General features: G+C 59.6%; 10 protein-coding genes. 1 reads left to right on the top strand and 9 read right to left on the bottom strand.

What is annotated here, in order from left to right; all coding sequences use genetic code 11:
* Positions 1-165: 165 nt before the first annotated feature.
* The 8 genes from AU381_RS17795 to tkt form a co-directional block, all read right to left on the bottom strand.
* Positions 166-1,611, bottom strand: a complete 1,446-nt coding sequence (locus AU381_RS17795) for an NAD(P)(+) transhydrogenase (Re/Si-specific) subunit beta (RefSeq protein WP_064243051.1) — start codon at positions 1,609-1,611, stop codon at positions 166-168.
* A 13-nt stretch (positions 1,612-1,624) separates the two neighbouring features.
* Positions 1,625-3,196, bottom strand: a complete 1,572-nt coding sequence (locus AU381_RS17790) for a Re/Si-specific NAD(P)(+) transhydrogenase subunit alpha (RefSeq protein WP_064243050.1) — start codon at positions 3,194-3,196, stop codon at positions 1,625-1,627.
* Between the two features lie 144 nt (positions 3,197-3,340).
* Positions 3,341-3,814, bottom strand: a complete 474-nt coding sequence (derI, locus tag AU381_RS17785) for a D-erythrulose-4-phosphate isomerase (protein WP_064243049.1) — start codon at positions 3,812-3,814, stop codon at positions 3,341-3,343.
* Between the two features lie 13 nt (positions 3,815-3,827).
* A complete protein-coding gene (locus AU381_RS17780) occupies positions 3,828-4,598 on the bottom strand; it encodes a triose-phosphate isomerase (RefSeq protein ID WP_064243048.1) in 771 nt (256 codons plus the stop codon).
* Positions 4,595-5,371, bottom strand: coding sequence for a DeoR/GlpR family DNA-binding transcription regulator (locus tag AU381_RS17775; protein ID WP_064243143.1), 777 nt, complete (start codon positions 5,369-5,371; stop codon positions 4,595-4,597). Before AU381_RS17775 ends, AU381_RS17780 begins: the two co-directional genes overlap by 4 nt.
* A 34-nt stretch (positions 5,372-5,405) precedes the next feature.
* Positions 5,406-6,455 carry a class II fructose-bisphosphate aldolase gene (gene fba, locus AU381_RS17770; protein WP_064243047.1) on the bottom strand — a complete coding sequence of 350 codons (1,050 nt, stop codon included), beginning with the start codon at positions 6,453-6,455 and terminating at the stop codon, positions 5,406-5,408.
* Between the two features lie 6 nt (positions 6,456-6,461).
* Positions 6,462-7,484 (bottom strand): class 1 fructose-bisphosphatase, encoded by a 1,023-nt coding sequence (locus tag AU381_RS17765; protein WP_064243046.1) that lies wholly within the window; start codon positions 7,482-7,484, stop codon positions 6,462-6,464.
* Positions 7,481-9,472, bottom strand: a complete 1,992-nt coding sequence (tkt, locus tag AU381_RS17760; RefSeq protein WP_064243142.1) for a transketolase — start codon at positions 9,470-9,472, stop codon at positions 7,481-7,483. The genes AU381_RS17765 and tkt overlap by 4 nt, the downstream gene beginning before the upstream one ends.
* Before the next feature lie 204 nt (positions 9,473-9,676).
* On the opposite strand from tkt, the gene AU381_RS17755 reads away from it, so the two are divergent.
* On the top strand, positions 9,677-10,657 hold the full coding sequence (locus AU381_RS17755) for an aldo/keto reductase (RefSeq protein WP_064243045.1): 981 nt from the start codon (positions 9,677-9,679) through the stop codon (positions 10,655-10,657).
* A 179-nt stretch (positions 10,658-10,836) separates the two neighbouring features.
* Here the strand turns inward: AU381_RS17755 and AU381_RS17750 are convergent, their stop codons facing one another.
* A complete protein-coding gene (locus AU381_RS17750; protein ID WP_064243044.1) occupies positions 10,837-11,850 on the bottom strand; it encodes an L-threonylcarbamoyladenylate synthase in 1,014 nt (337 codons plus the stop codon).
* Positions 11,851-11,876: the final 26 nt, after the last annotated feature.

Genomic DNA, 11,876 nt, shown 5'->3' with positions numbered 1-11,876 from the left:
TGTCTATGATGGATTGGTGTCTCAGGCACAAAAGAGAATACGGTCCAGCAACTGGCATACAGCCCGTAAAAAAGACCCCGCAGGCAATGCCTGCGGGGCAAACGCTCTGTATGAGACCGGAGGGAGACCCGGCTCACGTTCACAGAGCGAGGGAATGCCAAGAACTTAATCTATCAATCTAAGCAGCTTTTCGAGCGAGGACTTGGCGTCGCCATAAAACATGCGCGTGTTGTCCCTGTAGAACAGCGGATTTTCGATGCCCGAGTAACCAGTGCCTTGGCCTCGCTTGGACACAAATACCTGCTTTGCCTTCCAGCATTCGAGCACCGGCATTCCGGAGATTGGAGAGTTCGGGTCTTCCTGTGCTGCAGGGTTGACGATGTCGTTCGAGCCTATGACGATCGCCACGTCCGTTTCCGGGAAGTCATCATTGATTTCGTCCATTTCAAGAACGATGTCGTAAGGCACCTTCGCTTCCGCAAGCAGCACGTTCATGTGACCGGGGAGACGGCCAGCTACTGGGTGGATTGCAAAGCGTACGTTCTTGCCCTTACTGCGCAGCTTGCGGGTCACTTCCGAAACCGCACCTTGAGCCTGTGCCACCGCCATGCCGTAGCCCGGAATGATGACGACAGAGTCAGCATCATTGAGCGCAGCTGCAACTCCGTCTGCATCGATGGCCACCTGTTCACCGATTATTTCCGTTGCCGGAGCCGTCGTACTCCCGAAGCCACCGAGGATGACGGAGATGAAGGACCGGTTCATCGCCTGGCACATGATGTAGGAAAGGATTGCACCCGATGAGCCAACCAGAGCGCCAGTGACGATAAGGAGGTCGTTGCCGAGGGTGAAACCGATGGCCGCAGCTGCCCAGCCCGAGTAACTATTCAACATGGAAACCACGACTGGCATGTCGGCTCCGCCAATGCCCATGATCAGGTGATAACCGATGAATAGAGCCAAAATGGTCATGGCAGCGAGCGGCCACAAATCATTACTTTGAAAATAGAACCCCAAGAGGATAACCGAAGCGATCGCGCAGCCGGCATTGAGAACATGGCCCCCCGGCAACTTCATAGCCTTGCCATCAACCTTGCCTGCGAGTTTGGCGAATGCGATGACCGAACCCGTGAAGGTGACCGCACCGATGAACACGCCGAGGAACACCTCGACCTTCATGATCGATACTAAGACACCAGATGGGTCCGCAAGCTTCTGTGCCAAAACTTTCGCAAAGCCCGTCAGACCTGCGCGAGTCGTTTCGTTCATTCCTGCTACATCCGCTAGCTGGAGATGTGCGTTGAAACCGACGAATACGGCAGCGAGACCAACGAATGAATGCAATGCTGCGACGAGCTGGGGCATTTCGGTCATCTGCACACGCCTGGCAACAATCGCACCGAGCGCAGCGCCGACGAGAATGACAGGAAGAATCAGCGATAGAGAGCTGACGTCGGGCGAGAGGATGGTGGCACCGCCAGCCAGGACCATCCCGACCACGCCATACCAAACAGCTCGCTTGGCGCTCTCTTGGCCTGATAACCCCCCAAGCGACAGGATGAACAGAACGGCAGCGAAAAGGTAGGTTGCTGATACAAGTCCAAGATTCATTGGTGCCGCTCCCTCACGACCTTTGGAACATGGCAAGCATGCGGCGGGTGACCATGAAGCCGCCTACGATATTGATAGTGGCGACCAGAACCGACAGTGCAGCGAGGATCACGACCAGCCAATTTCCCGAACCGATCTGCAAAAGGGCCCCGATAACCACGATGCCAGAGATCGCGTTGGTAACGGCCATCAGCGGGGTGTGCAGCGAATGGCTTACGTTCCAGATCACCGAGAATCCGATGAAGCAAGCGAGAGCGAAGACCACAATGTGCGCCATGAACTCAGACGGCACATAGGACCCGATCAAGGCTAGGAGCAGAGCACCAATAACGAGCAGCCCCACCTGACTGGTCGTTTGCTTGCGAAAGGCGGCGGCTTCCGCGGCCCGCATTTCTTCCGCTGTCGGCTCCCTCACCTTCTCCTTTGGTTTGGCGGGGGCAATGGCCTGGATCCTCGGCGGCGGTGGCGGATAGGTGATCTCGCCGCCCTTGGTCACGGTCGCGCCGCGAATAACGTCGTCTTCCATGTTGTGGTTGATCACGCCATCCTTGTTAGGCGTGAGATCGGCCAGCATGTGGCGGATGTTCGTCGAATAGAGGATGGAGGCCTGAGCCGCCATGCGGCTCGGGAAATCGGTATAGCCGATGATGACCACACCGTTCGGCGAGACGATACGCTGATCGGGAACGGTTAGATCGCAGTTGCCGCCGCGCTCGGCGGCCAGGTCGACGATGACAGAGCCGGGCTTCATCATGGCAACCATGTCTTCCAGCCAGAGCTTGGGAGCTGGGCGACCAGGTATCAGCGCCGTGGTGATGACAATATCTATTTCTGGCGCAAGGGCTCGGAACTTCGTAAGCTGCTTCTCGCGGAATTCCGGCGAGGAAGGCGCCGCATAGCCACCCGTTGCAGCGCCATCCTGGTTTGCTTCGAATTCAAGGAAGACAAAGTTCGCACCCATGCTTTCGATTTGTTCGGCCACTTCGGGACGAACATCGAAGGCGTGTACTATGGCACCGAGGCTGACAGCCGTACCAATCGCTGCAAGCCCAGCTACGCCGGCACCAACTACGAGAACCTTTGCCGGCTGCACTTTGCCGGCAGCCGTCACTTGGCCAGTGAAGAAGCGGCCGAACTGGTTGCCCGCCTCAATGATGGCGCGATACCCGGCGATGTTGGCCATGGAGGACAGCGCGTCCATTTTCTGTGCACGGGAGATGCGTGGCACCATGTCCATGGCAACGGCCGTGATGTTCTTGTCCCGAAAGGTCTCGAGAAGATCCGGGTTCTGGGCCGGCCACAGGAAGGAAATCAGCGTTTGACCATCTTTCAGGCTCTTCGCTTCATCCCCTTCGGGACTGCGAACTTTCACGACGACGTCGGAAGCTGCGATGAGAGCCCTCGCGTCAGGCACGACCTCTACGCCCACGGAGCGATATGCATCATCTGAAATACCCGACCTGCTCCCAGCTCCCGCCTCGACCACGCAATTATGGCCCAATTTTCTTAATTGGACGGCAGATTCGGGAGTCAGCGCTACTCTCGCTTCCTCTGGATACCGTTCTCTTAATGCCCCAATACGCACTGCCGCCTCCCTACATGAGATATCTCTGTTACCTGCTCGACGGCATCGACTCGGAGCAAATGTGCTCGCCCGATACTGACCCAAGGTTTGCCTTGTGCTTACCAATTGCCCGAGGCGCTCGCCGCCGTCCCCCCAGTTCGACGTCTATCTGCTCGAACTTGGCGCGCCGGGATGATACTTGCTGTCCAGGTCGTTGATCGCCCTGACGTTGCCCGCCGACTGGCCGCCTTCGTCGAACGTCTTGCCTAGAAACGTGTCGGCGATCGACTTAGCGTGCTCCGGTCCAATCACACGTGCACCCAACGTGATGATCTGCGCGTTGTTCGAAAGGGCAGCACGCTCGGCGGAATAGGTGTCGTGCGTCAGTGCGGCGCGGATGCCCGGAACCTTGTTCGCTGCGATGCAGACGCCAATTCCGGTTCCACAAACGAGAATGGCCTTGTCGTATATGCCGTCGAGCACGCCAGAGGCGACGCGCTCCGACAGATTGGCATAAAACCGATCGGGACCGGCCTCGGTTCGCGAGACTTCATACACGTCAAAGCGACCTTTCAGGTGTTCGGCCAAAACCTTGGCGAGACCTTCGCCTGCGCTGTCTCCTGCAATGGCAACTTTCATTTGTTGTTTCTCCTCAGAGTTTGGCGGCGCATTTCGCAAGGATGTCGAGGTACCCCTCGACGCTCCATGCCGAACGGCCGATGAACAGCCCGTCTACGTGCGGGCTCGAAATCAGTTCTTCGCAGTTCTGCGGATTGACCGACCCGCCATAGAGGCAGGGGATCTTTCGGCCGATCACCTCTTCGGCCACGGCGATAATTGCGGCCTGACGCGCATCGGCGTACTCGGCGGTTGCCGGGATGCCCTTCTCGCCGATGGCCCAGACGGGCTCATAGGCAAGGAGGACCTCGGCCTCCTTCTGCGCGGGGGCCAATTTCGAAAGCGCGCCGCGCACCTGGGCGGCTAGGATTTCCGGTGCGTTACCGCTGTCGCGGTCTCTCAGCGTCTCACCAATGCAGATAAGCGGAATAAGACCGTGCCGGACGGCGGCTTCGGTCTTCAGGCCCACCGTTTCGTCGGTCTCCCCGAAGTGTTCACGCCGCTCAGAGTGGCCGAGTTCGACCAGATCGAGATTGCAGTCCTTCAGCATCAGCGGCGAGACTTCGCCCGTCCAAGCGCCCTGGTCGGCCCAGTGCATGTTCTGCGCGCCAACCTTTACGGAGGTTTGGGCGAGCATTGCCTTGACCTCGCGAAGGACGGTGAAAGCCGGAATGACGAAACGCTGGATGCGCGGATCACGCGTCGCATCTGCGGCCTTGAGGCCCCGCGCAAAGTGCTCGGCCTCCGCAAGCGTCTTGTTCATCTTCCAGCTGGTGCCAATCCAGAAGCGCGATGTGCCGGTCATGTCGGATCCTGCGTCGATGCGATGGTGAGCTTGATGCCCGCCCGTTCAAATTCGTCCAGAACAGCAGTTCCAGGCGCGCGATCGGTGATAACCGCATCGAACTCAGCTACGTCTGCCAGCACGTTCAAGGCGGTGTGGCCGAACCGCTGATGGTTGACCAAGAGGCAGGCCCTGACCGACGACGAAATCATCGCGCGCTTCGCACGCACGACATTGTCGTCCATGTGATAGGCGATCCTGCCGCTCATGGCGGGGGTTGAAATGAAGGCGATGTCCGCCCTCAACCGAGAAAGCGCATCCTCGGTGACGATGCCGAGATAAGCGTTGAATTTCGCCGAATACATGCCACCGAGAGCTATCAGCGTTATGCCGAACTCGCCTTTCAGCCGTTCCATGATCTCCGCATTGTTGGTGATTAGGGTGAGCGGCCGCTTCTGCGGCAGCATCCCGCCGAGCACCGCTGCCATCGAGCCGTCGTTGACCATCACCGTCATACCCGGCTCGACCAGTTCCAAAGCCGCCTGCGCCATTCCAATCTTGGCCGCGTTATCTTGGCGCGCGCGAATTCGGAAGTCGCTTTCGAACCGCGTCCCAGCGTCGATCGTCGCTCCACCGCGGACCTTCCGTAAGACTCCTTCCTGGTCGAGGTCGTCGAGGTCACGATGGATCGTCATCTTCGAGACCGCAAAATGATCGGCAAGCTCGTCGAGACCGACGGCCTTGTTTTCGACCAGCATGTCGATGATTCGCTGCCTGCGCTCGTCCCGCTTCACAAACATCTCCGTTCTAAATCGCCGTTGCCTCGGCCTATATCGAGCCTGCCCGATACCGCTTCGCCATTTCTGCAAGTGGGATGACGTTGATCGAGCTCGCGCGTCCGGCCGTTCCGAAGGCCTCGAATCTTTCGCGACAGAGCTTCGAAAGCGCCGTCATTGCGGGCTTCAAGTACTTGCGGGGGTCGAATTCCGTCGGGTCTTCTGCAAGCACTCTGCGTACCTGCCCCGTCATGGCCATGCGGCAGTCGGTGTCGATGTTGACCTTTCGAACGCCATGCCGGATGCCCCGCTGGATTTCATCGAGCGGCACGCCCCAAGTCGGCTTCATCCGGCCACCGAAGGTATTGAAGATTTCCTGCAATTCCTCCGGGACGCTCGAGGAACCATGCATTACAAGATGCGTGTTCGGCAGCTTTCGGTGGATCGCCTCGATAACATCCATCGCTAGGACGTCCCCGTCCGGGCGGCGCGAGAACTTGTAGGCTCCATGGCTGGTGCCCATTGCGACGGCGAGCGCGTCCACCTTCGTCTCCTCGACGAATTTCGCGGCCTCGTCGGGATCGGTCAAAAGCTGATGCAGATCGAGCTTACCTTCGACACCGTGCCCGTCTTCGGCTTCGCCCATGCCAGTCTCGAGCGAGCCCAGAACCCCAAGTTCCCCCTCCACCGAAACGCCTGCCCAATGGGCCGTCTCGCTGACATTTTTTGTGACCCTTACGTTGTAGTCCCAGTCCGCCGGCGTCTTCCCGTCAGCACGGATCGACCCGTCCATCATCACCGAAGTGAAGCCGTGTTGAATCGCGGTGACGCAGGTGCTCGGTTCGTTTCCGTGGTCAAGATGGACGCAAACGGGAATATGCGGATAGATCTCCGTCACCGCATCCATCATGTGCTTGAGCATGATGTCGTTCACATATGCCCGCGCGCCGCGGCTCGCCTGCAGAATGACAGGCGAATCCGTGTCATCGGCCGCTTCCATGATGGCGAGCGCCTGCTCCATGTTGTTGATGTTAAACGCCGGGACGCCGTATCCGTGCTCGGCGGCGTCGTCCAACAGTTGGCGGAGAGTGATCCTGGCCATGAAATCTCACTCGCTGGTTGGATTGGAATTGAGATAGCTCGCGATAAGTTCGACCTCGGTCGCCGAACCGAAGACGAGCGGCGTGCGGCAATGGTGGGAGGTCGGGACCCTGTCCAGAATCGCTGAAATGCCGTCCGTCGCCCGCCCCCCGGCCTGCTCCATCAGAAACGCGATCGGGTTTGCCTCGTACACCAGGCGAAGCCGTCCATTTTGGTACCCCGGTCGTTTGTCGGCGGCGTAGAAGAAAACACCGCCCCTGAGCACTATCCGGTGGAGCTCTCCGACTGCCGACCCCAGCCAGCGCATATTGAAATCGCGGCCACGCGGTCCCTCCCTGCCCCCCAGGCAGTCCTGGACATACAGGCTGAGACCCGATGGAAGGTGGCGGTGAACGGAAGCGTTGAAAGCGAGTTCCGACGTGTCCGGCGGTATCCGGACCTGCCTTCTCACAATCAAAAACTCGCCGGTCTGCGGATGCATCGTTGCAAGCAGCATGCCGTCTCCGACGGAGAAGCCGAGGTCGATCGTGTTGCCGAAGGAGACATATCCGGCGGCGACCTGCCGCCTGCCAGAAGTCAAGAACGGGTCTTCAGTCTCGGTGAATGGAATGATCGAGAAGAGCGTGCCCACCGGGGCGCCCAGTCCGAGGTTGCCTGAACCATCGATCGGATCGATAGCCACACCGAACCCCGAACCCTTGAACACAACAGGCTCGTCAGCCTCTTCGGAGAGGATCCGTCCGGCCCCTGCCTGTTCCAGAATCTCGACGAACAACGCATGCGAAGCAACGTCGATGGCCTTTTGCGCATCTCCGTCGGAATTGGAACCGACAAGTCGCGCCGGATCGCCTTCCAGCGAACCGGTCGCAATACGCTCCGACAGAAGACATGCTGCGTCCAAGACCCCGTTGATAAGTGCCGTCACGCGCTGTCGCGACCGGTCCTCACCCGCCCATGTCGAGAGGTACTCATCGACCGACTCGTGCCGGAAAGAGGCTTCGTCGCTCGCGAGAGTTGCCGGAGTGCTCATTCTTCGCCCCTCACCCTTGCAACGGCGCGCGCGACTATCGCGTCGCGGGTGATTCCGAATTTTTCGTACAACGTCTCCGCCGGCGCGGACGCGCCAAAGCCGGACATTCCAATCACGTCGTCTTCGCTGTCCACATACCTGGTCCAGCCGAACTTCGAGAGCGCTTCCACCGCTATGCGTGGCGCGTCCCCCAGCACCGCGTGCCGGTAGTCCTTGGCCTGTTTTTCGAAGAGATCCCAGCTCGGCATCGAGACGACCGCGGCTGGAATATGTCTCGTTTCGAGCTGTTCGGCGGCCTGGATCGCAAGCGCTACCTCCGTTCCAGTCGCGATGAGCGTGACCGCGCGTTCCCTGCTGGCTTCCCGCAGCACGTAGGCTCCTCGCGCGCTGCGATTGGAGCCGTCGCGTTCCGAGCGGAGCTGGGGAACATTCTGCCGCGATAGCGCCAGGACGGACGGCGTGTTCTTGCTGGTTATCGCGATGTCCCAGCATTCGAGCGTTTCGATCGTGTCCGCGGGCCGGAACACATGCAAGTTCGGCATCGCCCTGAGGCTGGCAAGATGCTCGACGGGCTGGTGGGTCGGGCCGTCTTCTCCGAGACCGATGGAATCATGCGTCATCACGAAGATGGAGCGCGCTCCCATCAAAGCCGCCACGCGAATGGCGTTGCGGCAATAGTCCGAGAATACGAGGAACGTGCCGCCATACGGTATGAAGCCGCCATGAACCGCCATGCCGTTCATTGCGGCGGCCATTGCGAACTCCCTCACGCCATAGCTGACATAACGCCCGGTTCTAACGGCGGTGAAATCGCTGTCGACGGCCGGAACACGCGTCAAGTTCGAGTGGGTAAGGTCCGCAGAGCCGCCAATCATTTCGGGAAGCAACTCCGTCAGCGCCTCCAGGGCGATCTGGCTTGCCTTGCGCGTGGCCACTGATTGCGGCTTATCGAGCAGCTTCGCCTTGGCGGCGTTCACCGTCTCCTCGTAATGCGGCGGCAACGATCCCGCGGTGCGACGCTCGAACTCGCTTTTGACGTCCGGTTCCGCTGCTTCGAGCCGCGCTTGCCACTCTCTGCGGGACTTCGCGCCCTTCGCGCCGATCGCGCGCCATGTTTCCAGGATCGGTGTTGGAATCTCGAAAGGATCTGCCGTCCAGCCATAGGCCGTCTTTGTCGCAGCGGCTTCGCTCGCGCCCAGCGGCGCGCCGTGCACCGAGCTCTTTCCTGCCTTTGACGGAGAACCGAACCCAATGATGGTTTTCAGCGCGACGAGGGACGGTCTCGATGTTTCCGCTTTCGCGTTCAAGATCGCCGCGTCGATCGCTTCAGCGTCATGGCCATCTACGCGTTGCGTGTGCCATCCGTATGCATCGAACCTCGCAAGCACGTCTTCCGAAAACGCTATCGCAGTCGAACCGTCGATCGTGATGGAATTGTCGTCGTAGAGGACGATCAGCTTGCCGAGTTGAAGATGGCCCGCCAGCGAGGCAGCTTCCTGGCCTACGCCTTCCATGAGGCATCCGTCTCCACAGAAGACATAGGTGTGGTGATCAACGAGCGCAGTGCCGAATTCCGCGCCCAGGCGCCGCTCGGCGATAGCCATGCCGACCGCGGACGCAATGCCCTGCCCTAGCGGCCCCGTCGTTGTCTCGACGCCGGCGGTGTGGCCGTATTCCGGGTGGCCTGGCGTTTTCGAATCCCACTGGCGGAAATTGCGGATCTCCTCAATGGTCATCTCCTTGTAACCGGTTAGGTGGAGAAGGCTGTACAGCAGCATCGAGCCATGGCCGTTCGACAGGACGAACCGGTCGCGATCCGGCCAGCCGGGTTCGCTCGCATCGAATTTGAGGTGCTTGCCGAACAGAACGGCCGCCGCATCGGCCATGCCCATCGGCATTCCGGGGTGACCGGAGTTGGCCGCCTCCACGCCATCGATTGATAGGACGCGGATAGCGTTTGCCAGATCGCGGACCGAAACTGCTGTCAACTCTTCCTCCCAAAAGGTATGAGGTATGATCAATTCGATGGACGCTATGTTGCGCGCTTTGTTGAAAATCACAAGCGGAAATTACAAACTCACATAATTTTTGTTATTTTGAGAAGATCAGTAACATTCCGCAAAAATTTTTAATGACGCCCAGCCATGTCTCTGCTAGAGATGATCATACCTCATACCTTAGGGAGTGAAAACATGCAATATGTTCGCTTAGGAGCGACTGGACTTAAGGTCTCGCGTTTGGCGTTGGGCTGTATGAGCTTTGGAGAACCTGAAAGGGGGAATCACCAGTGGACGCTTGCCGAAGCCGAGGCGCGGCCGCTTTTCCACCAAGCGCTGGATGCCGGGATCAATTTCCTCGACACGGCGAACGTTTATTCCGACGGCACCAGCGAGGAGATCGTCGGCAAGCTGTTGAAGGAACACGGCCGGCGTGACGAAATTGTTTTGGCAACCAAGGTTTTCGGGCGGATGAACGCCAGCCCCAACGGCGCCGGCCTGTCGCGCAAAGCAATCCTGTCCGAGGTCGACAACAGTCTCCGTCGCCTGGGAACGGACTACATCGATCTGTACCAGACGCATTTCTGGGACAGCGAAACGCCCATCGAGGAGACGCTCGAGGCGCTCAATGACGTGGTGAAGGCGGGCAAAGTTCGCTACATCGGCGCGAGCAACATGTACGCGTGGCAGTTCGCAACGGCGATCCAGATCTCAAAGCGCAACAACTGGGCTGCGTTCGCATCAATGCAGCTTCATCTTAATCTTATCTATCGCGAGGAGGAACGCGAGATGCTGCCGCTGTGCCGTGCCGAAGGCATCGGCGTGATGACGTTCAGCCCGCTGGCACGCGGTATTCTCACGAAGGGAAGCGGATCCCAGTCCAAGCGCGCGGAAACGGACAACGTCACCGGCAGGTTCTACGAGAAGGCCGCGGCCGCAGATCGGGTCGTGGTGGACGAAGTTGCCAAGATCGCCGTGGAACGCGGCCTGCCTCAAGCGCAAATAGCGTTGGCGTGGGTGCTGCAAAAGCAGGGCGTGACCTGCCCTATCATCGGAGCTACCAAGCCAAGCCATCTGCAGGATGCGGTGGGATCTCTGGCCGTCAAATTGACCGACGACGAAATCCAGCGGCTTGAAGCTCCCTACGTACCCCACGATGTAGTCGGCCTGATGTGACGGCTATGGCCGCAGTTTGAAGTTCAAGACGCTTGGCAACTGCCGGGCGTCTGCGACGCGTCGGGTCGCCATTCCGCCTGAACGCTGCCTTGAAGCGGGAAGGACGTGCGTCACGTCAAAAAGCTGCTCGGTGACCGGGCGCCGGGGACAATCCATGGCCTCGTCGCCGAAACTTCGCATCACCTGGCTTCCTTGTTTCGAACCGCCGCCTGCTCGAGTTCGCCGAGTGTCAGGGTTCGCGGCGCCGCAGCTCGCCGGAGTCGGTCGTTGATCGCCAGCCCCAAGCCCTCGTCCGGTATGGGAACGATTGCTATGGATTCCGCGCCGGCATCGTCGGCCTCTTTGAGGGTCGCATACAATTTCGCCGCAAACTCCTCGAGACCGCCCTCCGGACTCAGGTTGAAAACGCGTGCGCAGGCCCCTTCGCCCGGAACAATGGCATTGCCGAACTTGAGGAGCGTCTCGCCTGGTCCGACGCGCGTGGCGTTCAGCCTGACCATCGCGCGCGGAGCATAGTGCGATGTCAGCATTCCCGGTGCGAGCACTTTGCGGGAAAGGTTTGGGGCGCTGACTTGAAGACCTGCCGCATGCTCGACGAGCTCGATCGGGAGGCCGCCAGGACGAAGCAACTCGATGCCATTTTCGCAGACCCTCAGGATAGTGGACTCGACGCCGATCTTCGTCGGGCCACCATCGAGTATCAACGGTACTCCATCGCCGAATTCGCTCTCGACGTGCGCTGCTGTCGTCGCACTCACTCTTCCCGAGATATTGGCGCTCGGGGCGGCCAGCGGCCTTCCATAGGACCTGATCAAGCCATTGCTGAATCCCATGGGAATTCTGATGGCGACGGTGGTCAGGCCGGCCGTAGTCACGGATGGAAGCCTACCGGGGTTCGAGTTGAGCACCAACGTCATCGGCCCCGGCCAGAACCTTTCCGCAAGACGGAGACTGACCGGATCCAGGGTCGCGAATTCGCTGACCATCTCAAGATCGGAGCAGTGGCAGATAAGCGGGTTGAAGCTCGGTCGCTGCTTGATATCGAAGATTTTGGATACCGAGGATTCATTAGTCGCGTCGGCGGCCAACCCGTAAACGGTCTCGGTCGGCACCGCGATCACAGCGCCCCTCCCGAGCGCCTCGACAGCTGAAGTGATCCCCGCTGCGGGATCGGCTGCGACATCAATGATCATTGAAAAACCCCTTCCGTCTCGCTGTT

It is taken from the genome of Sinorhizobium glycinis (assembly GCF_001651865.1).
Lineage (GTDB): Bacteria > Pseudomonadota > Alphaproteobacteria > Rhizobiales > Rhizobiaceae > Sinorhizobium > Sinorhizobium glycinis.
Note: the sequence above shows the minus strand (reverse complement) of the source record. Positions and strands in the feature narration are given on the sequence as shown.

Bases quoted from the DNA above. Each gene is read 5' to 3' on its own strand.
- AU381_RS17795 (WP_064243051.1), bottom strand. From the start codon at position 1,611: ATGAATCTTGGACTTGTATCAGCAACCTACCTTTTCGCTGCCGTTCTG.
- derI (WP_064243049.1), bottom strand. From the start codon at position 3,814: ATGAAAGTTGCCATTGCAGGAGACAGCGCAGGCGAAGGTCTCGCCAAG.
- AU381_RS17780 (WP_064243048.1), bottom strand. From the start codon at position 4,598: ATGACCGGCACATCGCGCTTCTGGATTGGCACCAGCTGGAAGATGAAC.
- fba (WP_064243047.1), bottom strand. From the start codon at position 6,455: ATGGCCAGGATCACTCTCCGCCAACTGTTGGACGACGCCGCCGAGCAC.
- AU381_RS17765 (WP_064243046.1), bottom strand. From the start codon at position 7,484: ATGAGCACTCCGGCAACTCTCGCGAGCGACGAAGCCTCTTTCCGGCAC.
- AU381_RS17755 (WP_064243045.1), top strand. From the start codon at position 9,677: ATGCAATATGTTCGCTTAGGAGCGACTGGACTTAAGGTCTCGCGTTTG.
- AU381_RS17750 (WP_064243044.1), bottom strand. From the start codon at position 11,850: ATGATCATTGATGTCGCAGCCGATCCCGCAGCGGGGATCACTTCAGCT.